Annotated in this window: 19 protein-coding genes; 9 read left to right on the forward strand and 10 right to left on the reverse strand. The window is 59.0% G+C overall.

Annotation, left to right across the window (positions count from 1 at the left end):
- Nucleotides 1-225: 225 nt before the first annotated feature.
- The 5 genes from ACNA0I_RS10970 to ACNA0I_RS10990 form a co-directional block, all read right to left on the reverse strand.
- Nucleotides 226-2,622, reverse strand: coding sequence for a TonB-dependent siderophore receptor (locus ACNA0I_RS10970; protein WP_415806039.1), 2,397 nt, complete (start codon nucleotides 2,620-2,622; stop codon nucleotides 226-228).
- Between the two features lie 250 nt (nucleotides 2,623-2,872).
- On the reverse strand, nucleotides 2,873-3,862 hold the full coding sequence (locus tag ACNA0I_RS10975; RefSeq protein WP_415806040.1) for a FecR domain-containing protein: 990 nt from the start codon (nucleotides 3,860-3,862) through the stop codon (nucleotides 2,873-2,875).
- Nucleotides 3,863-3,870: 8 nt separating this feature from the next.
- The gene (locus tag ACNA0I_RS10980) at nucleotides 3,871-4,398 is read right to left on the reverse strand and encodes a sigma-70 family RNA polymerase sigma factor (RefSeq protein ID WP_415806041.1); all 528 of its coding nucleotides are present in this window, start codon (nucleotides 4,396-4,398) and stop codon (nucleotides 3,871-3,873) included.
- Nucleotides 4,399-4,629: 231 nt separating this feature from the next.
- The gene (locus ACNA0I_RS10985) at nucleotides 4,630-6,747 is read right to left on the reverse strand and encodes a TonB-dependent receptor domain-containing protein (RefSeq protein ID WP_415806042.1); all 2,118 of its coding nucleotides are present in this window, start codon (nucleotides 6,745-6,747) and stop codon (nucleotides 4,630-4,632) included.
- Nucleotides 6,748-6,940: 193 nt separating this feature from the next.
- Nucleotides 6,941-7,651 (reverse strand): GntR family transcriptional regulator, encoded by a 711-nt coding sequence (locus tag ACNA0I_RS10990; protein ID WP_415806043.1) that lies wholly within the window; start codon nucleotides 7,649-7,651, stop codon nucleotides 6,941-6,943.
- 213 nt (nucleotides 7,652-7,864) lie between these two features.
- Between ACNA0I_RS10990 and ACNA0I_RS10995 the strand changes: the two genes are divergently transcribed.
- The 4 genes from ACNA0I_RS10995 to ACNA0I_RS11010 all read left to right on the forward strand — a co-directional run bounded on the left by ACNA0I_RS10995 (nucleotide 7,865) and on the right by ACNA0I_RS11010 (nucleotide 12,381).
- Nucleotides 7,865-9,256, forward strand: a complete 1,392-nt coding sequence (locus tag ACNA0I_RS10995; protein WP_415806044.1) for an NAD(P)H-dependent oxidoreductase — start codon at nucleotides 7,865-7,867, stop codon at nucleotides 9,254-9,256.
- 70 nt (nucleotides 9,257-9,326) lie between these two features.
- Nucleotides 9,327-10,337, forward strand: a complete 1,011-nt coding sequence (locus ACNA0I_RS11000; protein ID WP_415806045.1) for a Bug family tripartite tricarboxylate transporter substrate binding protein — start codon at nucleotides 9,327-9,329, stop codon at nucleotides 10,335-10,337.
- A gap of 19 nt (nucleotides 10,338-10,356) precedes the next feature.
- Entirely contained in the window at nucleotides 10,357-10,863 is a 507-nt protein-coding gene (locus ACNA0I_RS11005; RefSeq protein ID WP_415806046.1) for a tripartite tricarboxylate transporter TctB family protein, read from the forward strand.
- Between the two features lie 9 nt (nucleotides 10,864-10,872).
- Nucleotides 10,873-12,381 carry a tripartite tricarboxylate transporter permease gene (locus ACNA0I_RS11010; RefSeq protein ID WP_415806047.1) on the forward strand — a complete coding sequence of 503 codons (1,509 nt, stop codon included), beginning with the start codon at nucleotides 10,873-10,875 and terminating at the stop codon, nucleotides 12,379-12,381.
- Between the two features lie 232 nt (nucleotides 12,382-12,613).
- Here the strand turns inward: ACNA0I_RS11010 and ACNA0I_RS11015 are convergent, their stop codons facing one another.
- The 3 genes from ACNA0I_RS11015 to ACNA0I_RS11025 all read right to left on the reverse strand — a co-directional run bounded on the left by ACNA0I_RS11015 (nucleotide 12,614) and on the right by ACNA0I_RS11025 (nucleotide 15,905).
- Complete coding sequence (locus ACNA0I_RS11015) at nucleotides 12,614-13,996, reverse strand: tripartite tricarboxylate transporter permease (RefSeq protein ID WP_415806048.1); 1,383 nt, start codon at nucleotides 13,994-13,996, stop codon at nucleotides 12,614-12,616.
- A gap of 15 nt (nucleotides 13,997-14,011) precedes the next feature.
- Nucleotides 14,012-14,473 carry a hypothetical protein gene (locus ACNA0I_RS11020; protein WP_415806049.1) on the reverse strand — a complete coding sequence of 154 codons (462 nt, stop codon included), beginning with the start codon at nucleotides 14,471-14,473 and terminating at the stop codon, nucleotides 14,012-14,014.
- A 142-nt stretch (nucleotides 14,474-14,615) separates the two neighbouring features.
- Nucleotides 14,616-15,905, reverse strand: coding sequence for a hydroxymethylglutaryl-CoA reductase, degradative (locus tag ACNA0I_RS11025; RefSeq protein ID WP_415806050.1), 1,290 nt, complete (start codon nucleotides 15,903-15,905; stop codon nucleotides 14,616-14,618).
- Nucleotides 15,906-16,110: 205 nt separating this feature from the next.
- On the opposite strand from ACNA0I_RS11025, the gene ACNA0I_RS11030 reads away from it, so the two are divergent.
- From ACNA0I_RS11030 to ACNA0I_RS11040, 3 genes are all read left to right on the forward strand, one after another.
- A complete protein-coding gene (locus tag ACNA0I_RS11030) occupies nucleotides 16,111-17,511 on the forward strand; it encodes an aminotransferase-like domain-containing protein (RefSeq protein ID WP_415806051.1) in 1,401 nt (466 codons plus the stop codon).
- Between the two features lie 184 nt (nucleotides 17,512-17,695).
- Nucleotides 17,696-17,953, forward strand: coding sequence for a hypothetical protein (locus tag ACNA0I_RS11035; protein ID WP_415806052.1), 258 nt, complete (start codon nucleotides 17,696-17,698; stop codon nucleotides 17,951-17,953).
- 14 nt (nucleotides 17,954-17,967) lie between these two features.
- Nucleotides 17,968-18,495, forward strand: a complete 528-nt coding sequence (locus tag ACNA0I_RS11040) for a helix-turn-helix transcriptional regulator (protein WP_415806053.1) — start codon at nucleotides 17,968-17,970, stop codon at nucleotides 18,493-18,495.
- A gap of 5 nt (nucleotides 18,496-18,500) precedes the next feature.
- Here the strand turns inward: ACNA0I_RS11040 and ACNA0I_RS11045 are convergent, their stop codons facing one another.
- A complete protein-coding gene (locus ACNA0I_RS11045; RefSeq protein WP_415806054.1) occupies nucleotides 18,501-19,451 on the reverse strand; it encodes a LysR family transcriptional regulator in 951 nt (316 codons plus the stop codon).
- Between the two features lie 109 nt (nucleotides 19,452-19,560).
- Here ACNA0I_RS11045 and ACNA0I_RS11050 point away from each other — a divergent pair, with 109 nt between their 5' ends.
- Nucleotides 19,561-20,679 carry an NADH:flavin oxidoreductase/NADH oxidase gene (locus tag ACNA0I_RS11050; RefSeq protein WP_415806055.1) on the forward strand — a complete coding sequence of 373 codons (1,119 nt, stop codon included), beginning with the start codon at nucleotides 19,561-19,563 and terminating at the stop codon, nucleotides 20,677-20,679.
- Between the two features lie 187 nt (nucleotides 20,680-20,866).
- The gene (locus ACNA0I_RS11055; RefSeq protein WP_415806056.1) at nucleotides 20,867-21,250 is read left to right on the forward strand and encodes a YbaN family protein; all 384 of its coding nucleotides are present in this window, start codon (nucleotides 20,867-20,869) and stop codon (nucleotides 21,248-21,250) included.
- 83 nt (nucleotides 21,251-21,333) lie between these two features.
- On the opposite strand, the gene ACNA0I_RS11060 is transcribed toward ACNA0I_RS11055, so the two are convergent.
- Complete coding sequence (locus tag ACNA0I_RS11060) at nucleotides 21,334-22,041, reverse strand: glutathione S-transferase N-terminal domain-containing protein (protein WP_415806057.1); 708 nt, start codon at nucleotides 22,039-22,041, stop codon at nucleotides 21,334-21,336.
- Between the last annotated feature and the right edge of the window lie 92 nt (nucleotides 22,042-22,133).

Below are 22,133 nucleotides of genomic sequence, written 5' to 3' on the forward strand. Positions count from 1 at the left end.
CGTAGGTAGGCCCGAAGGGGCCGGACGAGACGAGCGATGCGGCAGTCGGACGCGCAGGCGGCCGACCGACTCCGTGAAGCGCCAACACGGTCACTGCCCCGCCTCGACGTCCAATAGAACTCCATATCCCACATCCTACACTCAGGCACACTCGCCTATGCAACAGTAGGAACACAGGCCGCAGACGATGAAGGTTCGGCCCTTGCTTGGCAACTGGTGTCCGTTTTACATCCGCAGGCCTAGCGACAACATGAAGTTGCGCGGGTCGCCGTAGTAATTGCTGATGCCTGTCGCGTCGACCTTGCGGTAGTAGACCTTGTCGAATACGTTGTTGACGTTTAGCTGCAGGCGCACGTTTTCGTTGAAATCGTAGGCGGCCATCAGGTTGTAGACGGCATAGCCGCCTTGGCGGGCTTCGATGCCGCGGCTGGTGGCGTAGGTGCTGCTTTGTGCCTGCACGCCGCCGCCGATGGTCAGGCCGTGCAAGGCGCCGGGGAAACGATAGGTGGTGAACAGGCGCAGCAGGTGGCGGGGATCGAGGGTGCGAATGGGCTGTCCGATGTTGGTGTCGGATGCATCACGCACATATTTGGTCTGGGTGTTGGTGTAGCCGGCCATGATGTGCCAGTTCGGCGTGATCTCGCCGGTCAGTTCCAGTTCCCAGCCTTGGCTGCGCGTCTTGCCGCCCGCGACTTTGCAGTAGCCGTTGGGGTAGTTGGGCAGGCAAGGGTTGGCGCTGTTGGCATCGTCCATCGCGCGGCCCGTGTTGTTGATGCGGAATACCGATGCGCTGAAATTCAAGCGGCCATCGAGGAATTCACCTTTCAAACCGGCCTCGTAATCTTCGCCGGTGATGGGGTCCAGCAGATTGCCGGTCGCATCGTAGGCGTCTTGCGGCACGAAGATTTCGCTGTAGCTGCTGTAGAGACTGAAGTTGTCGTTCAGATCGTAGATGAGGCCGACATAGGGGGTAATCTCGCGATCGATGCTGTAGTTGCTGTCGGAATCGCCAGGAACTTTGTAATCCCACCATGTGGCGCGCGCGCCTAGCAGAACAGTCAGGGGATCCGTGACAGAGATGCGGCCTACGGCATAGGCGGCTTGTTGTTTGACGATGTTGTTCGTGGCTTTGTAATAGGTGCCCGCGGTTTCATCGGTGGGCTCGGGATAGCTGGTATAGGGATTCCAATCGCGGATGTCGACGTTGTTCAGGGGACCGAGATTGAAGTAACCGCTGGAACCGGTGGTACGGGTGTAGTTGCTTTCCAGGCCAACGGTCAGGTGATGTTTGCGACCGAGCACCGTCAAAGGACCATCGGCCACGAGTGCGAGGGCATTCTGATCGCTCGCCGAGTCGGGATAGACCGATGTCGTCACGTTGTATAGATATGGGTTTGTCGTGCCGGCGCGCGTGATGTAGCTCTGCTTGAAGCCGCCATCGAAATAACGGAATCGTGTATTGGCGGCGCTGGCTTTGACTTTCCAGTCGTTATCAAAGCGGTGTTCCAGTTCTAGCGAGGCTTGCTGGTTGTAGCGGTTCCAATGATTCCACGCGGCGCCCAGATAGGTGTCGCGCGAGAAATGCAGCGAGCTGCCATCAAAATCCCGGGGGAGTCCGCCCCACGCACCGGTGGCCTTGAGCTCGGTGTGTTGGAAACTCGCGGTGAGGGTGGTGTTGTCCGTCAAGTCGGCTTCCAGCACGCCGTAGAACACGCGGCGTTTTTCTTCGCGCGCGTCCTGGAAAAAATCTTTGTTATCCAAGACGGCGACGACGCGGCCGCGCAGGCTGCCCGATTCATTCAGGGGGCTGGAAATATCGGCTTCGACGCGGTTGCGATCCCATGAGCCTGTCATGAGTTTGACGCCGGCCTGGAATTCAGGAGTGGGGCGTTTACGCACGAGATTGACGGTGGCAGATGGGTTACCCGATCCACGCAGAATGCCGGCAGCGCCGCGCAGTACCTCGACGCGATCGAGGACGGCAGTATCCGGTTGAATAAAGGTCGAGCCCGATTGATAGACGTTCAAACCGTCGATCTGCAGAGAGTCGATCTGAAAGCCGCGCGAATAGTAGGTCACGCGTTCGCTGTCGGTGTAGTCCACAGTGACGCCCGGCGTATTCTGCATGACGTCGTGCAGGTCCGGCATGTCGCGATCGTCGATGAACTGGCGCGAGATGATGGTGACGGGCTGTGGTGTTTGGCGGATCGATGTTTCGCCTTTGAATACCGAGGTCGTATGGCCGCCATAATTGCCGGAGTTTTCGGTTGAGGCCAGGGACGAGGCGGTTACGGTGACGGGGGCTAGTGTGACGTCGCCGCTGCTGCGAGGCGCGGATTTTCTTTCCAGCACATAGGCGCCGTTGGCGCTGCGCCGTGCTTGCCAGCTCGACGCGGCGAGCACTTGCCGCAGGCCTTCGTCTACCGTGTAGCGTCCTTGTACACCCGGCGAAGTCTCGTTTTGCAGTGCATTGGCGTCGAATGTCAATGCAATGCCGGCCTCGGAAGCAAACTGATTGATCGTAGGCAGCAACGGACCCGCCGAAATCTGATAGGTCCGTATGGCGACCGACTCCTCAGCGGGGGCTGCGTGGGTGGCGAGCGGTGCGAGATTGAACGACATGGCCGTGCTCAGCATGAGCAAGAGCTGGGCTTTGGGGAATACGCGTGTGGGCGAAGGCGAGAGAGTTGGCTTCGTGGGCAGGTGTCGCAGCGGCATATTGAAACGGACGTTGATCGTCGATGTTCACGGATACCAAGGAGGCCGAATGGCGCCGTGATTTCTTGCAATCCAATTTGTTTCCGGTTGAAACGGGTGACGCTGACCAGATAACTGTCACGAGGCTCGAAATGAGGTAGTGCGACGGAGCGCCTCAGGTCCGCGGTTCAATCCAGGTGAGATAACGCGTCAGCCGCCGTACCTGCAAGGGATGGCTGTTTTCCAGCGCGGCCAGCGCTAATTCCGGTTTGAACAGGGGGAATACGCCGGAGACTTCCACGTTGGCCAGACTGTCATCCAAGAATAGATAACCGCGCTGATAGGCCTGGAACCGCTCGACGAATTGCGACAGGCGCATATTGGTAGCCACCAGCGAGCCGTTGCGCCAAGGCGCAAAATTGCTGGCGGCCAGCGCATCATGCTTCTCGACGGGCCCGGCTTGCAGGCCGCGGTCCTCGAATGTCGCGCGATGGCTCGCCTGGATGATCATCGTGGCGTCGGGCGCACCCTTCGGAATAACGCGCACTGCATGTTCGTTGACCCAGACCTTGCTGTGCGTATCGGTGACGCGAACCATGAACTCGGTGCCTAGCGCTTGGACCTCGCCATGGCGGGTCTGCACAACAAAGGGCCGTGATCGTGCGACGTTGTCGGAATGGGTCTTGGTATAGAGCCGTCCGGCGCGCAAGACAATACGACGGGTATCGGCAGTGAAATCCACGTCTGCCGCGCTGTTGGTATCCAGGATGGCTACACTGCCGTCGGATAGGGGCAGGGGAGTGATTTCGCCGACAGCGGTTCGAAAATCCGCCGTCCATCTGGCACGGTGAGCATCGTCACTCATCCAGAGTCCCAGAGGCAGCAGCGCTGCGCTGGCGGCGGCCCAACCCAGTAGCCGGCGTCGTCCGTGATCGACGTTCTGTAATGTCGGCAGCGCGACATGGCCAGGCACTGCTGCGAACTGTTGCTGCACTGCCTGGACTTTGGACCAGGCGTTGCGATTCTCCGGATGACGTGCCATCCAGGCCGACCAAGCTGCATGGGCGGCCTCATCCGCCTGCGAGGCTTGCAGACGGGCGAACCAGCGAGCCGCTTCTTTGATGGCAGCACGTTGTTCGGCCGTCGAGGAAAAAGAAGCGGTCATGGTCGTGCTCAATCCATCAGCAAGCAGCAGCGTTCCATGGCCCGAGCCATATAGTGGCTGACGGTCCGCTCCGAGATGCCCAGGCGCTGTGCGATGGCGGGATAGGTGGCGCCCTCGATGACCGACAGCAAAAAGGTCTGTTTTACTTTGGCTCCCAGGCCGTTGAGCATGCGGTCGAGCTGGATGAGTTGTTCCTGGATCAAGGCTTGCGCTTCAAGCGACGGTTGGTGCTCGACGGGCAGTGCTTGCAGGACCTGCAGATAGGCTTGTTCCAGTGCGCGCCGTCGCCACAGGTCCACGACCAGGCCACGCGCTATCGTGGTCAAGTAGCTGCGCGGCTCTTGTATCCGATCAGCCAGACGGGTTTGCAATACGCGCACGAACGTATCGTGGGCGACATCGGCCGCATCATGATGGTCGCCCAGTTTGCGGCGCAGCCAACTGTTTAACCACGTGTGATGGCTTTGATATAGCGTGCCGACGCATTCAGTGGCTGATGGAGGCAACGATCGTGCAGGGACGGCAGGCAAAGGCATCGGGCATGCGCGGTTAAGTTTTGTAATGAGAACGTGTCTTATTAGTGATTATATAGAGGTTCGTGGCGCAGGTGCTGGTTCTGTGCCCAAGTACGCTGGCCGCCGGTTGCGCCATGCTGGGGGCGTAGCCGGTGAGGTGAGAGGAAATTGCCTGGCGCGCACTGCGTTGGTGCGTCGGCAGGCCAAACAAATCGAAGGGTGTAGTGCGGTCCAGTGCGGTCCAGTGGCGCGTCAGAACTGATAGCTGACGCTCAATCCCGCGCTCCAGTTGCGGCCAGGGGCGGGTTCAAAGTAGCGGTCATTACCATCGTTGACGATGACTGAGCCTACGTAATTGCGGTCGAACAGGTTGTCTACGCGAGCGTAGGCGTTCCATTCCCAAGGGCCTCGGCGCCAAAGATAGCCCGTAGAGACCGAGGCGACGAAATAGCCGGGGGCCGTGTCGCTATTGGCGTCGTTCACGTAGATCTTGCTGAGGTATCTGCCCTCGATGCCGGCACGCCAGCCTTCAGCGGGAGCCCAGGCGAGAGCGCCGTACAGCATTTGGCTGGCGATGCCGGGGATCTTGTTGCCGGCGCGAATGTCCGAGTTATCGACGCTATCGCGGTAGCGCGCATTGATCCAGGTATAGGCCAGATCAGCGTGCCAGTTTGAGGTGATGTTGCCGCTCCAGCCCAGTTCTGCGCCATCGCGGCGAGTCCGTCCGGCGTTGCGATACGAGGTCCGTCCATTCAGGCTGCCTGCTGATACGATCTCGTCGCGGGTGTCGATGTGAAAAGCCGCCAGGGACAGGATGCCATTGCCGAGTTCGGTCTTTATGCCGGCCTCGTAGTTATTGCTCAACGCAGGGTGCAAGCCCAGGTTCAGGCCCGATGCGCCATCCGGGCGATAGGATAATTCGTTGGTGGTCGGGGTTTCGAAGCCGCGGCCATAGGAAATATAGGCCATGGTTTTCGGCGTGAACTGATAACGCAGCGCCGCCATGGGCAACGCTTTGCGATAACGCGCCGAGCCGCTGTCGTCGCCGTTGGCTGCATTGACGTAATGGTCATCGGAGTCAAAGTCGACCGTGCTGTAACGAAGTCCGGCGTCCAGGGTCCAGTCCGATGCGAATTGCCATGAGGCCTGTAGATAGGGATCCAGGCTGTCGACGTCGTTGGTCTCGTTGCGACGCAGTGCGCCTTTGACACCGAGCTCCGTCGGGTCGCTGGCGCTGCCCAGAAAATTTTCATAGCCCTTGCGCCGTTCGCTCAATGTGTCGTACGACACGCCGCCAATCAAGGTAAAGGGCCGGCCCGCCAGGCTCAGATGCGAGGTCCAGCGTACATCAGCCCCGGCATATTTGCGCCGCAGATCGATGACGCCGCCGGCTTGTTGAGGATTGGCTTGGACGATGGCAGGAATAGATTGATATTGCACGGTGTGGCGCTGGCCGTAGTACACCATCGCGCGCAACTCGTTGTCGGGATCGATTTGCCGTTCGTACACCAGCCCACCCTGGGTTTGCTGAACGGTTTTTCGAGTGTTGTACAGGTCGGCTTGCGGTGTGGCCTGCCGCGGATCAGATTCGTATTGTTCGCGAGTCAAGCCCAAGGGGTCCTGTGCCGTCAGATCCACACTGTTGGCCACGATCGTCAGATGGCTGTCGTCGTCGAGTTGAATGCCTAGCTTGGCATTGCCCAGGTTTTTGCGCGCACTGCTGTGATCGCGGTAGCCATCGGTGGTAAAGCGGTTGGCGCTGACCACGTAGTCGAACTTGCCGGTTGCGCCGCTGGCTTTGACGCCATAGTGATAAGTGCCGTAGCTGCCAGCGCCGAAGTTGGCTTGGAGGGTGGGAGGCGCTTTACCCGTTTCGGTTTCTACTAGCAGCACGCCGCCGGAGGCATTGCCATAGAGCGCGGAAAATGGCCCTCTCAGGACTTCGACGTGATCGGCCGATGCGATATCAATGTTGGACGTCTGGCCTTGGCCATCTGGCATGGTGGCCGGAATCCCGTCGACAAAAATCTTTATCCCACGTACGCCAAAGGTCGAGCGCGCACCAAAGCCGCGTATCGAGAGCTGCAGGTCCTGGGCATAATTCTGCCGGTTCTGAATCTGCAATCCAGGAACGCTGCCCATGCTGTCCGATAGATTGATCTGTAAATTGTCTGCACGTAATTGAACGCCATCGACAATGTTGACCGACGCCGGCGTGTCCAGCACATTGGTGTCATAACGGGTGCTGGTCGTGATGACCGGCTCGAGTGTAGGCGTTTGTGCCAACGCGGCCGAAGCGCTGAACCACAATGTACTGTGGCAGGCTAATCCAAACCATGATAATCGGTGAGCTGACGGTGAATGAGGCATGTGTGGATGCGTGATGACACCAGGCGCTGCAGCCTAGATATGAGACGGCCGTATGTCCAAAAGGACGAGCATGCGCAAGAGGCGTGCCCGATATTTTTCTGGATGAACGGAAATCGTTAGGGGTAGAGCCGAACATCAACTCTACCGCAAGTCAGGCGGGTGCGTTGGATGGCGCCTGCGCCATCCAACGGGGTTATTTGCTTCGCTTTGACGCTGTTGCGCTACGGCGTTGCTGTCTGGTGCTGGCCGTTGAGACGTCGGCGGCTGCCAGGGTTTCTTCAAGCACGCCGCGTGATACGACCCAGCCTGCTTTGTGGTGTCTGCGCAGCATTTCGCGCAGGACCGGCCCCGCGCGATCACGCAGCGCGTTCAGCATCTCGCCATGCTCGCGCACGGCTTGGTGCCAACGTGCGGGCTGTTGATTGCCTGCGTAGCGATAGCGGCGTATGCGCGCGCATTCGGCGGCATAGATGCGTGACAGAACGGGGTTGCGCGCGGCATCAACCATGCGCTGGTGGATGGTCTGGTTGATTTGAAAGTACGACATGAGATCGCCCGCATCATGCGCGGCGACCATTTTTGCATGCAATGTCTCGATCTCCGCCAATTCGCTGTCGGTAATCAGGTCACAGGCCGGTTCGGCGGCCATGGCTTCCAGTCCGCTCAGGACCTCGATGGCCGCTTCGACCTCGGGCAGAGACAGTGCGGTCACGACTGCACCGCGATTCGGCTCCAATGTCAGCAGCCCCTCCGCCGCGAGTATTTTGAACGCCTCGCGCAACGGGGTGCGCGAAATTCCCTCGAATTGCTCGGACACGACACGCTCGGATAGGCGCTGCCCGGGCGACAGCGTGCCTGAGACGATCAATTTACGGAGTTGCGCGGCGACCTGATCGGTCCTCATGCCGTCTCTGCTGGAAGGCTTGGCCGATGCCGTCGCGTGAGTATTTGGTTTCATCTCGTGTGGTCTTTTTTGCCAAAGTGCATGCAATCAATCTATTTTTCGCCTAATATTCGGCCTGTCATTCAACTGAAATGCCTGTATTGCATGCAAATTTACATGCAATCTGCGTTTCCTTAGAAGCGTATTGTCGCTTAAGCGTGCTCATTTCACTCCATGGACTATCTGCATCGTTATCAAGGCGTCACCCAGCCTATCGAAGTTTGCGTCATCGGAAGCGGCGGCTTCGGGCGGAGTTTTCTCGCCCAATCCCGGCGCGTGCCTACGATCAGCGCCCGTGTCGCGGTTGACCTGACCTCGGCTATTGCAGCAGACGCGTGGGTGTCTATCGGTATCGATCCAGCCCAGATCGCGCAGTGTGACACTGCGCAGCAGGCCACCCAGGCCTGGGAGCAGGGCCTCTACATTGCCGCGAGCGATGCCGCCGCTGTTGTGGGCTTGCCGCTGCAGGTCATGGTCGAGGCCACAGGGCATCCCGAGGCAGGCGCCCGTCATGCGCGTCTGGCCATCGAGGCCGGTCTGCATGTGGCGATGGCATCGAAAGAAGTCGATAGCGTGGTCGGTCCTGAACTGTCGCGTCTGGCGCGGGCCAAGGGGCGTGTGATGACGCCGGTCGACGGTGACCAGCCTTCCTTGTTGATCGGCCTGGTGACCTGGGCGCAGGCAATGGGTTTTGAGGTGCTGTCGGCAGGCAAGTCCAGCGAATATGACTTTGTGTTCGATGCCGAGACGAACCGCATGGACAGCAATGGCGTAACCATCGATGTGCCGGGCTTTGGCGATCAATGGGTGATGCCGGCGGGCAAGGAAGTCGAATGCGTCAAAGCGCGTGCCGAGATTTGCGCAGCATTGCCGCAGCGCGCCGTGCCGGATTTGTGCGAGATGCAGGTTGTGGCCAATAGCACTGGTCTGGGCGTGGACACGGCTGCTTTTCATGCGCCCATCGCCCGTCCTGGCGAAGTCCCCGATTTGTTCGCCACCACTGCCGAAGGCGGTTTGTTCCAGCGCAATGGCGTCGTCGATGTGTTTCATTGCCTGCGCAAACGTGACGAGTTGAGCTTTGCCGGCGGCGTGTTCGTCGTGATTCGCTGTGACGACAAGCCTACCTGGGATCTGTTGCTGGGCAAGGGGCACGTGATGAGCCGTGATCAGCAGCGCGCCATGATGTACATTCCCCGCCATTTGCTGGGCCTGGAGGCGTTCAGCAGCGTGCTGGACGCAGCCGTCTACGGATTGTCCAGCGGAGCACAAGTGCCACAGCCCCGTCTGGATCTGGTGGCACGCAGCACGAAAGCCTTGTCGGCCGGAACGGTGTTGACCATGGGCGGCCATCATCACACCATCGACGGCACCGCTGCGGAATTGGTGCCGGCTGCGCCGCTGGCCGCCGGCACGCCGGCGCCGTTCTACCTGGTCGGTAACCGCAAATTGGTACGTGATGTGCCGGCCGGCCAGTTGATCTGCTTTGACGATATTGAAATTGACCCGGCGTCGGAATTGCTGACGTTGAGGCTACAGCAGGACGCTGCGTTCTTTCCGGCCGTTTGAGCCGATCTGCGCGGCAAGCAGTACGACCTAGACTTCGTTTTGACTAATAAACCGCTATTCAGGAGACAACATGCGTAGCGTATTTCGTTTTGCTTCTTTGGCTGCCGTCGCAATCGGCGCCGCCTCTGTCACCATGCCGGCGATGGCGGCCGATTGGAAACCCACGCGTCCGGTGGAATTCGTTGTGACCGCGGGGCCAGGAGGCGGTACGGATCAGTTCGCCCGTGTGGTACAGGCGGTGGTGCAAAAGCACAAGCTGATGCCGGTGCCTATCATCGTGACGAACAAAGGCGGCGGTGCAGGATCCGAAGCGCTGGTCTACTTGCAGTCCTCTGAAGGCGATCCCACCCGCCTGGTGTTTTCGACCAACCTGGCTTATCTGATGCCGATGATCACCAAGGTGGGCTACAAGATCGAAAACATGACGCCTGTGGCAATCATGGCTGCCGACGAGTTCATGCTGTGGTCCAATGCCGAAGGCCCGTATCAGGACGTCAAGAGCCTGTTGGACGCCGCGCGCGCCAAGCCGGGCTCGATCAAAGTGGGCGGGGCGCAATCCAAAGACACCGATCACATCCTGACTCGCCAGATCGAAATGACGACAGGTGTGAAAGTCACCTACATCCCGTTCAAGTCGGGTGGTGAAGTTGCTGCGCAGTTGTCGGGAGGTCACGTCGATGCCAACCTCAACAACCCCTCGGAAAACGTCTCGCACTGGCGTGCCGGCAAGGTACAGCCGCTGTGCGTGTTCACCAAAGAGCGTCTGACGATTACAGGCAAAGTACATGGCGACAAGGGCTTTAGCGATGTGCCCACCTGCCATGAGTCGGGTATTGCCATTGAAACGTTCAACATGCCGCGTACGGTATGGGCAGCCGGCGGATTGACCGCCGAGCAGGTCAAGTACTACGAGGACGTGATGGCCAAGGTGCGTGAACAGCCGGAATTCAAGGCCTGGCTCGAGCGCGGCCTGCAAACCGAAATGTTCCTGACAGGGCAGGCGCTGAAGGACTATATCGCTGCCGACGCCGACAAAAACAAAGCCCAGTTCGAAAAAGACGGCTGGTTGGTCAAAGACTAAGCCTCGCGGGTGACTCAGCATGAACGGCAAGTCTATATCGATTCAACGCCAAGCCATGGAGGTCACCATGGCTGGCCTGCTGGCTGCGTTTTCCGCAGTTGTCATCTACGGCAGCCTGCAACTGAATTCCGGCTGGAGCAGTACGGGCCCGGAGGCGGGATACTTTCCGCTGCGTCTGAGCGTGTTGCTGCTGATTGTCAGCGTATTGCTGCTGATCCAGGCAGTGCGCAAGCCCGTACAAGACGAAGTCTTCGTTACCGGCGAACAGTTGCGCCGCGTGATGTCACTGTTTATTCCAACGGTGGTGTTGGCGGCTGCCGCTCCATTCCTGGGGTTCTACGTGGCATCGGCGGTTTTCCTGGTCTATATGTGCCGCTTGCATGGCCATTTTGGCTGGGGGCGGTCATTGTTGATCGGCGTAGGGGCTGTCGTCGTGCTGTACGCCATTTTCGAGTTGTGGTTCAACGTGCCGTTGGCGCGTGGGCCGCTGGAAGACTGGATTGATACCTGGCGCCTCGCCGCCTAGAGATTTGCCATGTTAGATCAACTAAGTTATCTCGCGTCAGGCTTTGACACTGCACTGACTCTGCATCACATCGGGTTGATGGCGGCAGGCGTTCTGCTGGGTATCCTGGTCGGGGTCTTGCCCGGCCTGGGGGCGCCCAACGGCGTGACGCTGTTATTGCCCTTGACGTTCACGATGGAGCCCGTCTCCGCCATCATTCTGCTGTCCTCGATGTATTGGGGCGCGCTCTTTGGCGGTTCGACGACGTCTATCCTGTTCAACATCCCTGGTGAGCCATCATCGGTCGCGACCACGTTCGACGGCCATCCCATGGCACGCAAGGGCCTGGCGCCAGAGGCGTTGGCTACCGCTTTTATCGCCGCGGGTTTCGGCGCAATGGCAGGGGTGATTGTCGTTACCCTGATTGCCAATGCGATTGCCGATTTTGCGTTGAAATTCGGTCCGCCCGAGTTCTTTGCCGTTTATCTGCTGACGTTCTGCAGTTACCTGGTCAGTGGCGGCTCTCCGTTGAAAACCCTGACGTCGCTGTTGATCGGCCTGATCCTGGCGACGGTAGGCATGGATACGGTGTCGGGTGAAATGCGCCTGACCTATGGCTCTGACACCTTGGTGAGCGGTGTGTCGTTCCTGGCGGCCGTGGTGGGGCTGTTTGGGATCGGCGAGTTGCTGGTCACCATCGAAGAAGGCCTGAAATTCAACGGCCTGCGGGCGCGGATGAGTTGGGGCGTGGTGTGGCAGGCGATCAAGAAAATGCCTAGTCATGCGGTGACCCTCATCCGATCGACGATCGTGGGATGCTGGATGGGCATCACACCCGGCGGTCCGACGGCGGCATCATTCATGTCGTATGGCTTGGCCAAACGCTTTTCCAAGTATCGCAATAACTTTGGCAAAGGCGAGCCGGACGGCGTAGTCGCTCCCGAGGCGGCGGATCACTCCGCCGGCGTGTCGGCGCTGCTGCCCATGTTGGCATTGGGTGTGCCGGGCTCTGCCACGGCAGCGGTGATGATGGGCGGTCTGATGATCTGGGGCTTGCAGCCTGGGCCGATGCTGTTCATTGAACAGCCTGATTTTGTCTGGGGCCTGATTTCCTCGATGTATGTGGCCAATATCGTGGCCGTGGTGCTGGTACTGGCGACGATTCCCTTGTTCTCGTCGATCCTGCGCGCGCCGTTTGCCGTGATTGGACCGCTGATCATCGTCATCTGCTTGATCGGCGCCTATACGATCAGCGGCAAGATGTCGGACGTGTACATCGCATTGGTGTTTGGTGTTGTGGGCTATGTCTTTAAAAAGCTCGACTACCCGATTGCACCACTGATCCTGGCCATGGTGCTGGGCGATAAAACCGAGGATGCATTCCGTCAAAGCATGCTGCTGTCAGAAGGATCGATGGCGGTATTCTTTGAGAACGGCCTGGTCGGCACCATCATGACGGCAGCGCTGCTGTTATTGGTGTGGGGCCTGGTTGGACGGTTGTTTACGGGTCGCGAAAAGCAGCCTATCGCTGAGCAGTAACCATATTGGTGGAGCGGTATGATCGAATTGCCGCTTCATCCCTTCGTCATCGGTACTTGGGCAAGCATAAGGTCTGGGATCAAACAGCGAGTTTGCCGATGACAGAGTGATTCAAGCGGCACCACAGCGCGTAAAAGAAAAAAGCCCCGGTTCAATATGTGAACCGGGGCTTTTTCCATGTGCGAGATGATGATTCGGGGCTCGCGCATTTGCAGGGGAGGCCCCGGCTGGTCTACAGCAGTTTGACCAAGGCCGGCACACTCAGCACTGCCGTGTAGTAACCCATGAACTGCACGCCAGTGTTAAAGCCGAAAATACGTGACAGCAGACCGCCCATCAAACCCATGGTCAGGATGACCAGCAAGCCGAGCAGTTGGCCTTCCCACACGCTGATGACAATGATCAGGCCGACAAAGGTGGCAATGATGGCCTCGTGGCTGACTTTGCGCGAGACGAACAAGGCTGCGCGGCGTGCATAATTCATCGCGAACGGATAGGACACGACCGCCGCCAGAATCACGGCCAGCATGCCGTAGCCCAGGAATTCCCAATGGTTCATCAGGTTGTGCAGATTGTGCGTCTGGCCTGTTGCGGAATCCACGGTAAAGCGGGGAGGGGCATTGAACAGCGGTGCAGCGGGGCCTGCGGCGACGGGGCTTAGCGGCAGACCAAATGCGATCAGCGGGATCAAGGCTTCGGCAATGTAGGTGGCCTCAGTGACGCCATTGCGTGCGCTCAACACGGTGGTGAGCCGGTGATAAGCGTGTTTGATCCGCGAGCCGACGATTTCGCCCAGGACGACGGTCATGGCCACAGGGCTGAATACAAAGGTCGCACTGGATACCAGTGCCGTGCTCAGTGTCCATCGTGTCTGGCTGCGATCGAGCACCTTGAACGGGTTGGGGAAGTATCCCGACCAGCCTTTGACGTCGGGAGCCAGATTGAATTTGCGCACATTGTCGCGTGACATCCGTTGGCGGCCGGCCGGTGAAAGTACCGTGAACAGGTCTGCAATCAGCGGTCCGATGGCAATACCCAGAAAATAGCTGATGCTGAGCTTGACGTCGTATTTTGCAGTCAGGCTCTGCAGCGCCAGGATGACCACGACAAAGGGCACCAACAGCGCAACGGATGCCCAGCGGCCGGCGGAAAAATAGGCGATCAATACCGCGGCGGCCAGGAAAATCCAGGGGGCTGTTTTAGTGATGAACGCACCAAACGGCGCCAGCATGACAGCAAACAGGACCGCCAGGGGCACCGCGACAAAGGCCGCGATGATGGCGCCAGAGACCATTTTGCGCAAGGCGATATGCGGCACGCCCAGCTTGCGCAGCAGGTTCGCGTCCTGCAGGAGCGGCATGGCCATGGTGTCACCGGGAATGCCCAGCAAGGCCGTAGGTACCGCGTGCGTCATGTGTTTAGCGACGGCGCCAGCCAAGAAGAAAGTGAACACACCGGCAGGCGGTACGCCCAACAAGACCGTCAGCAATGTCAGCGGAGCGAGCGTCGTTGTTTCATCGGTGCCAGAGACCAGGCCGATGGCTGCGAAGACCACAGCGCCGATCAGACCCATGCCCGCGGCCACTGCGATCTGTTCTATCAGATGAGGATCCATGAAGTGATTCCTTGTTCAGCGGCTTGTGGGGACGTTGCGGGCCGAGGATTCGGCTTCGGCAAACAGGTCGTAGAGTTTGAGTTCTTTCAACTCTTGGGTGACCGTGGGCGGAAGGTCGGCGATCGAACCCATGCCGCCGGACGTCATGGCGAGTTCTTCCAGCACTTCTTGCCGCCATTGCGGATCGACGGAAATTTCCGTTTCCGTGACCTCGCGTTTTGGCGGAAATGCTTTTGCGCAAATCACGCCGGCGATGATGCACCCCGCCAGGCCTGCCAACATGGCGTAGGCATGGGCCAGTTGTTTGGACTCGACGATGGATGTCAGCCAGTGACTGGCCACGTAGAAGCCGAATATGCTGATGCCAATGCCTATGGCTATCGCCCAGGCCAGATGCTTCAGATCGACGGTGTCGCCCCAAACCTCGGCGAACCGGCCTTGTGGCGCAGGATGAGAGCCTTGATGCTCGGGTGTCATGGATAGGTCTCCGTGAGTGTCAGGTGAGCCGTTACGCAGGCGGCTCTTTTTCGTTTTTGATGCGAGTGTCAGCGGACTGGTTGAGGGCCAACACTCGAATGCGGGCTCGGAGGACTATGTATCCGAGCCGACATCAGGGTGCTTAGCCTTTGGCGCGCAGTTCTTGCAGAACCTCAAGCGCGCGGTCAGTGCGTACGTCGTGCTCGGCAGCGAGGCGTTTGGCAACCGCGTCGACTTCGTCGCCGACTGCGCCAGCTACCAGCGCGATATTGCGGGCATGCAATGCCATGTGGCCGCGCTGAATACCCTCGGTGGCCAGTGCGCGCAACGCGCCCAGATTTTGCGCCAATCCGACGGCTGCGCAGATTTCGCCTAGATCTTGCGCGGATTTGACCTGCATGAGCTTGAGCGCCAGGCGGGCGAGAGGATGCGTTTTGGTGGCGCCGCCGACCAGGCCGACAGGCATGGGCAATTCGATCGTGCCAACCAACGCGCCGCTGTTGTCCTTTTCCCAGCGAGTCAGCGAGGTGTAGCCGCCTTGGCGGCTGGCGTAGACGTGCGCTCCCGCCTCGACGGCGCGCCAATCGTTGCCGGTAGCGACGATGATGGGATCAATGCCGTTCATGATGCCCTTGTTGTGCGTCGCAGCACGATACGGATCGATGGCGGCGAAAGTATAGGCGTCCAACACGCCTTCGATGATGGCTTCGCCGCTGCGTTCTTTGGTGGCCAGCGTTTCCGGAGTCAGGCGGACACGGGCGCGAGCCAGACGCAAGTCAGCCAGATTCGAGAGAATGCGCAGGCGCACTGAGCCGCCAGTCAGTTCCTCGACGAGCGGCGCCACCGATTCGGCCATGGTGTTGACCGTGTTGGCCCCCATGGCGTCGCGCACGTCTACGATCAAGTGCATCACGATCATGGCGCCACGCGGCGATTCGGGGAACACGTGGACTTCGATGTCCTTGCAGCCGCCGCCCAGTCCGATGAGCACTTTGTCGCGGCCGTTTGCACGCTCGATGATCTGGTCACGTGCTTGCAGCAGCGCGATACGCGCGCCGTAGGGATCGGAGATGCCCAGGACTTGCACTTGGGCGCGCATGAGCGGCAGCGTACTGGATGTCTGAAAACCGCCATCTTCACGGGCCAGTTTGGCCATGTAGGAGGCGGCGGCGACGATGGACGGTTCTTCGACCGCCATAGGGATCAGGACGTCTCGGCCATTGATCTGGAAATTGCTGGCGATTCCCATGGGCAGCTCAAAGGTGCCGAACACGTTTTCAATCATGCCGTCGGCAATGTTGACGGGCAGGGCGCCTGGTTGCGTGAGCAACGCGCGATCTTCGTCCGTCAACCCGCAAGCGTTCGCAAGGAAATCCCAACGTTGGGCAGGATTGAGGGCACGGAAATTGGGCAAGCGGGAATCGGCAACCACGACAGCACTCCAGAATGTGAGGCCCCGGTCCGTGTCTGCGGTTGACGCGGTCCGGTAGCGAAAAAAAGTAGACAATGCGAAACAATGGAGCGCACTGTATTAAAGGTGCCTCATTTATAAAAGGTACAGTTTGTACAAACAGTATCATTGCAATGCAACATTCAAGGCGTTGCGATGCCAGGAAAACTCAGAGGATCAACGAGACATGCGTGTGCAGCGTTCCGCCACGATTGCCCAGAAACTGGCCGACGTCATCGGCCAACAGATCTCGGACGGGGTGTATCAACCCGGGGACAAGTTGCCATCGCTGCGCGAGTTGGCGCGATTACATCGCTACGCGATCAACACGGTGGTCTCCGCGTTCGATATCCTGGTGTCGCGGGGCATGATCGAGCCTCGCCGAGGCGCTGGGTTTTACGTGTCGGCCCAATTTCGTCGAGCCGAGGAGACCGAGGACGAACCCGGGCAGTTGCATCGCGCCATGGACACGGTATGGCTGATGCGCGAACAGCTCAAAACCCATCCCGATACGACGGCGGTCGGAGACGGGTTTCCGCCGATCGAGTGGTTAGCGGATATGCGTATGGACCGTTATCACCAAAAGGTCGTGCGTACGGGATTGAGTTCCTTGTTTCGCTATGGACATCGTTATGGGTACGCCCCGTTGCGCGACAGTCTGGTTCGCAAGCTGGGCGTGCTGGGGCTGGAGGTCAGTACCAGTCAATTGGTGTTGACGCAGGGGGCGAATCAAGCGCTGGATCTGGTGATTCGTTATTTCGTTCCGCCGGGCGCTACGGTGTTGGTGGATGAGCCTGGGTATTACCTGCTGTTTGGCAAGCTGAAGCTCGCCGGTGCGCGCGTCATCGGTGTGCCGAGATTGGCCGACGGGCCGGATTTGGCCGCGTTGGAAAATATCTTGATGACCGAGCGGCCCAGGTTGTTCTTTACGCAATCTGTCGCTCACAATCCCACGGGCTCCGATATCAGCGCGGCCAAGGCTTATCGCGTGTTGCAGTTGGCCGAGCGCCATAATCTGCTGATCGTCGAGGATGATCCTTTTGCCGACTTCAAGCCGCCGTCCACTGTGCGCCTGTCTACGCTGGATCAACTCGAACGTACGATTTATATCGGCAGCTTTTCCAAATCTTTTTCTGCTGCGTTACGGGTCGGGTTTATTGCCTGCAATACAGCGTTGGCCAGTGATCTCGCGGATCTCAATGCCCTCATTCATGTCAGCGGCTCTGAATATTGCGAGCGCATGGTCGACATCATGCTGCGCGAAGGACATTACGAGCGCCATCTCGTCAAGCTGCGTCAAAAATTGAGCGCGGCATGCGCATCCGCACAGCAATGGCTGGACGAGCATGAGTGCGAAGTCTTTGCCCGCAGCGGGCAGTCGCTTTATTTGTGGGTGGCTTTCCCGGGGGTTCATGATTCTTTGCAGTGGGCAGAGGACCTGCTGGCGCGTAACGTCAAGATGGCGCCCGGGCGGGTGTTTCATCTGGATTCTGCCGCTGTCTCTCGTTGGTCCCGTTGCAACGTTGCCGCCATGCTGGATCCGCGATTCCAGCGGGCCGTGGCGGAATTGCTAGGCGCTATGGGATGACGGATTTATCACGTATGGCGTTGTGAGTATGCCAGTGCGCCACATACACTGTCTCATTGGTCATCAACCATAGTGCCGCGAGGCAGCGCCGTCGAAAGCGGTATGCGGTTCGGGCCAGTTATTTTTTTATTTTTATGGTTGTCAGTTGACAACTTGTTGGCATACTCGTACAGTGGGAGCATAAATGGTCCGCCGGGCTCATCCAAAAAAGGAAATCGAACAAGTACTCAAATACGCAAAGCAACAAGGCTGGCGAATTGTCGTAGGGGGCGGCCATGCGTGGGGCAAGATGTATTGCCCCTACAACGATGACGAGTGCCGCTGCGGAGAGTTTTGCATTACCGGTATATGGAGCACACCTAAAAGCCCGGCCAATCATGCTCATGCCTTGTGCCGTGTTGTCGAGAATTGTTCCACGCACCGCAAAATGCTGTTGTCTTGAATTAAGGAATATCGATGGAATACGTTTTTACCTTGAAATATCACCTCGCGAGTAGCGACCGGGACATGGACGACATCGTCGAACGCCTGGCAGAAGCTGGCTGTGACGATGCGTTGGTCGGCATGGGCTTGCCTGGGCGATTGGCGTTGGAATTCACCCGCGAGGCAGAGAGTGCCGAGGCCGCCATTCGCAGTGCATTGGCCGATGTGCAGCGTGCGATTCCTTCGGCACAACTGATCGAGGCGACACCTGATCTGGTCGGGTTGACCGATGCTGCCGAGCTGGTGGGCGTGTCTCGACAGAACATGCGCAAATTGATGTTGACGCATTCGGGGACTTTCCCGACCCCCGTCCACGAGGGCAGCTCGGTGTTGTGGCATTTGGCCGATCTGCTGACGTGGTTGCAATCAAGAGAGGGATATTCCTTGTCGCAACCGATGATCGAGGTGGCCAAAATGACCTTGCAGGTCAATATCGTTAAGCAACAGCAGCGCGTGTCGCGCCGGCTCGCAACGGGCTTGCGTACCTTGATTGCCCGTTAGTTTGCTCAACGTTTCGTGCTTCGTTTGGGGGGGACTGTCTTGGTTCGAGAGCCAGGCGGCGAGGGTTGCCGGGTTCGAGGCCGCTCTGACGCAATGTGTCTTTTCAAGTAATCGACGATATAGGCCGCGCGAGCCGACAACGGCCATTCTGCGCGATGGATCAGCCACAACGTATCGACGACTGGCGCGCCGCATTCAACGACGCGGATGGCCTCAGGGCGAGGGAATGCTTGGCGTGCATGACGGTGCAATACAGTGAATCCCAGGCCACGTGCGACAGGCTCCAGCATCAAGGCAATCTGATTGCTGAAACCATGTATGGGCAGGCTGTGCATCCCAGGATTGCCGGGAAACCGGCGGGCCAGCAGGCGGGTGGCCATGGCTTGGCCCTCAGGGTGGTCAATAAATCCCAGGCCTGCCAAATCGGCCCAGCTGTCCACGCGTGCAGAGGCGGGCACGATGAGTTCCAACGGTTCTTCCGCAAATTTTTGCGACGCCAGGCGAGGGTCATCCGGGCGCAGCGTGACTAATCCCAGTTCGAATTGTTTGCGCAATATCGCATCGAGGGTCTCCCAATCTGGCGCGAAACGATGACGAATACTCAGACCTGGCTGGGCCCGTTGCAGGTCCAGTAATACGGGATACAAGGACAGGCCAATACTGCCGGGCGTGATCAGGCTGATTTCACCATGCTCCGTGTCGCCATCGCTCAATCGGGCCTGCAGACGGCGGTCTGCCTGTTCAATATCGTTGCAGTACTCCAGCAGTGCCATACCGGCAGGGGTCAGCTCAACCTGACGAGGACGCCGGATCAGCAAGGGGCCGAGTTCGGTTTCCAGATGCCGGATGTGTTGGCTGACGGCGGCCTGGGTCAATCCCAGCCTAATGGCCGCGCGGGTAAAGCCTCCGGTCTCGCTTACCGTCGAAAAGGTACGTAGCCATTGCGGATTAAGCATAACAATAATTTATCGAAGGGATAATGATCCATTAGATCAAATTCTGGTGCGCGGAGGGTAATCTAGCGCTGTCCCTATCTAATCCCCGTATTTTTTCAAAGAGAATCTGATGCCGTCTGCATTATTTACGCCTTTCACACTCAAGGACGTCACACTGCGCAACCGGATTGCGATACCGCCGATGTGCCAATACAGCGCCGAGGACGGATTCACCACGGACTGGCATCAGGTGCATTACCCCAGCATTGCGCGCGGCGGCGCCGGATTGGTGATCGTCGAAGCAACCGCCGTGTCGCCCGAAGGGCGTATTACGCCCGCCTGCACGGGCCTGTGGAATGACGAGCAGGCCGAGGGGATGGCCCGTATCGCGGCCAGTATCAAAGCTGCCGGGGCCGTACCTGGTATCCAGATCGCTCACGCCGGCCGCAAGGCCAGCGCCAACCGTCCCTGGGAAGGCGACGATCACATTCCCAATGATGCCCCGGGCGGCTGGCAGACCATCGCGCCCTCGGCGGTGGCGTACGGAGGCGAGTTGCCCAAGGTCCCGACGGAAATGAGCCTGGCGGATATCGAGCGGGTCAAGGCGGATTTCGCTGCCGCTGCGCGCCGTGCGCGTGATGCGGGATTTCAGTGGCTGGAGCTGCATTTTGCGCATGGTTATCTGGCGCAATCGTTCTTTTCGAGCCATTCCAATCAGCGTACGGATCAGTATGGCGGCAGCTTTGACGCGCGCAGCCGTTTTTTGCTGGAAACGCTGGATGCCGTGCGTGCGGTATGGCCAGAGCACTTGCCGTTGACGGCGCGCTTTGGCGTGCTGGAATACGATGGGCGTGATGAGGAAACGTTAGCTGAGTCGATTTCGCTCACGCGTGCCATGCGCAGGGGCGGACTGGATCTGTTGAACGTCAGTGTCGGCTTCACGATTGCCGAGGTTGATATCCCCTGGAAAACGCCCGCGTTTCTGGGCCCGATCGCCGAACGCGTTCGCCGTGAGGCCGAAATCCCCGTGGCGTCGGCTTGGGGCATGGACGATCCTCTCATAGCGCAAGGCTTGGTTGAGAAAAACCAAATGGACTTGGTGATGATGGGGCGTGCGCATTTGGCAAATCCGCACTACACGTATCATCTGGCCCAGGTGCTTGGCGTGCAGGATCCGGACTGGGTGTTGCCGGCCCCTTATGCCCATTGGTTGTCCCGTTATCGCGGTGCAGGCAAGAAATCGGCTTGAGGCCGGGGCAGGGCCAGTCATTGGTATCATGTCGTGGATGACGTTTTGAACGTTATTGAGGTCACGTTACTTCTCCCCGATCAAGAACCCATGACGCCCCTGCACTCCCTGAATACGCCTGCGGCACGGCAGCCTGAGTACCAGGTGGTGGCAGCCGGTGGCGGCGTGCGAACGTGGCTGCGTTCTGATGGTTGGTAGGCATCGCTGGATACGCCGCTTGTACTGGGCGTTGGGCATGCTGATGCTCGTGCTGGCCGTCGTTGGCGCGGTACTGCCGGTGATGCCGACCACGATTTTCGTGATTCTGGCGGCGGCGTGCTTTGGCCGCGCCTCGCCGCGATGGGAAGCCTATTTATTACAACATCCCCAGTTCGGTCCGCCCTTGGTCGCGTGGCGAGAGCAGGGGGCTATTTCTGCGCGCGGCAAGGCCTTTGCCGTGGCAGGCATCGCCGTTGGGCTGGCCGTGTTTTGGCTGACCGTTGATCCCGTCTGGTGGTTGGGCGCATTGGTCAGTCTCTTTATGGTGGGTTGCGCGGTGTGGCTGCTAACCCGTCCCGCGCCGAAAGCGTAGCGGCGTTTCGCGCTCCTCGCTTCACGCCGAGAGCTTCGCGATGATAAGCGCCCTCCCGGCGTGCCGTGTTCGAATGCAATGGCTCAGTTCGGCGCGGCGGGAATGGTCAGCCCCCGCTGAACGGCGGGGCGCGCAACGAAGGCATCGAGCACACGCTGCACGTTGGCAAAATCGCCAAAGCCCACCAGATCGCCTGCCTCATAGAAACCTACCAGATTGCGTATCCACGGGAATGTGGCGATATCGGCAATGCTGTATTCGTCGCCCAGGATCCAGGCGCGATCGGCCAGATGACCATCCAGAACCTGCAGCAGGCGCCGCGATTCTGCGACGTAGCGATCACGCGGACGTTTATCCTCGTATTCCTTGCCGGCGAACTTGTTAAAGAAACCGAGTTGGCCAAACATCGGGCCGATGCCACCCATCTGGAACATCAGCCATTGCAGTGCCTGAAAGCGGCCCGCGGTGTCCTGAGGGATGAATTGCCCGGTCTTGCTGGCCAAATACACCAGGATCGCGCCCGACTCGAACAGCGCCAGGGGCCGGCCATCGGGACCGTTGGGATCCAGGATGGCGGGAATTTTGTTATTGGGGTTCAGCGACAAAAATTCCGGAGAGAGCTGGTCCTGCGTGTCGAACGCGACGCGATGCGGTTCGTAGGGCAGGCCCGTTTCCTCGAGCATGATAGATACCTTGACGCCATTGGGAGTGGGCAAGGAATACAACTGAATGTGGTCCGGGTGGCGGGCAGGCCATTTGCGGGTAATGGGGAAAGCGGACAGGTCAGCCATGGGGTCGATTTCCATAATGATGGGGGCGTTGGAATCGTACCCGAATGGCGGGGGCAATATCTTTGATATACAATTAATTGATATGTCATGTA

The sequence above is a fragment of the Bordetella muralis genome (assembly GCF_965139205.1).
In the GTDB taxonomy this organism is placed as follows: domain Bacteria; phylum Pseudomonadota; class Gammaproteobacteria; order Burkholderiales; family Burkholderiaceae_B; genus Bordetella_A; species Bordetella_A muralis.

Bases quoted from the DNA above. Each gene is read 5' to 3' on its own strand.
- ACNA0I_RS11050 (WP_415806055.1), top strand. From the start codon at position 19,561: ATGCCGTCTGCATTATTTACGCCTTTCACACTCAAGGACGTCACACTG.
- ACNA0I_RS10975 (WP_415806040.1), bottom strand. From the start codon at position 3,862: ATGACCGCTTCTTTTTCCTCGACGGCCGAACAACGTGCTGCCATCAAA.
- ACNA0I_RS10985 (WP_415806042.1), bottom strand. From the start codon at position 6,747: ATGCCTCATTCACCGTCAGCTCACCGATTATCATGGTTTGGATTAGCC.
- ACNA0I_RS10995 (WP_415806044.1), top strand. From the start codon at position 7,865: ATGGACTATCTGCATCGTTATCAAGGCGTCACCCAGCCTATCGAAGTT.
- ACNA0I_RS11040 (WP_415806053.1), top strand. From the start codon at position 17,968: ATGGAATACGTTTTTACCTTGAAATATCACCTCGCGAGTAGCGACCGG.
- ACNA0I_RS11015 (WP_415806048.1), bottom strand. From the start codon at position 13,996: ATGGATCCTCATCTGATAGAACAGATCGCAGTGGCCGCGGGCATGGGT.
- ACNA0I_RS11055 (WP_415806056.1), top strand. From the start codon at position 20,867: ATGGTTGGTAGGCATCGCTGGATACGCCGCTTGTACTGGGCGTTGGGC.
- ACNA0I_RS11005 (WP_415806046.1), top strand. From the start codon at position 10,357: ATGAACGGCAAGTCTATATCGATTCAACGCCAAGCCATGGAGGTCACC.
- ACNA0I_RS11010 (WP_415806047.1), top strand. From the start codon at position 10,873: ATGTTAGATCAACTAAGTTATCTCGCGTCAGGCTTTGACACTGCACTG.
- ACNA0I_RS10970 (WP_415806039.1), bottom strand. From the start codon at position 2,622: ATGTCGTTCAATCTCGCACCGCTCGCCACCCACGCAGCCCCCGCTGAG.
- ACNA0I_RS11020 (WP_415806049.1), bottom strand. From the start codon at position 14,473: ATGACACCCGAGCATCAAGGCTCTCATCCTGCGCCACAAGGCCGGTTC.
- ACNA0I_RS11000 (WP_415806045.1), top strand. From the start codon at position 9,327: ATGCGTAGCGTATTTCGTTTTGCTTCTTTGGCTGCCGTCGCAATCGGC.
- ACNA0I_RS10980 (WP_415806041.1), bottom strand. From the start codon at position 4,398: ATGCCTTTGCCTGCCGTCCCTGCACGATCGTTGCCTCCATCAGCCACT.
- ACNA0I_RS11030 (WP_415806051.1), top strand. From the start codon at position 16,111: ATGCGTGTGCAGCGTTCCGCCACGATTGCCCAGAAACTGGCCGACGTC.
- ACNA0I_RS11035 (WP_415806052.1), top strand. From the start codon at position 17,696: ATGGTCCGCCGGGCTCATCCAAAAAAGGAAATCGAACAAGTACTCAAA.
- ACNA0I_RS11060 (WP_415806057.1), bottom strand. From the start codon at position 22,041: ATGGCTGACCTGTCCGCTTTCCCCATTACCCGCAAATGGCCTGCCCGC.
- ACNA0I_RS10990 (WP_415806043.1), bottom strand. From the start codon at position 7,651: ATGAGGACCGATCAGGTCGCCGCGCAACTCCGTAAATTGATCGTCTCA.
- ACNA0I_RS11045 (WP_415806054.1), bottom strand. From the start codon at position 19,451: ATGCTTAATCCGCAATGGCTACGTACCTTTTCGACGGTAAGCGAGACC.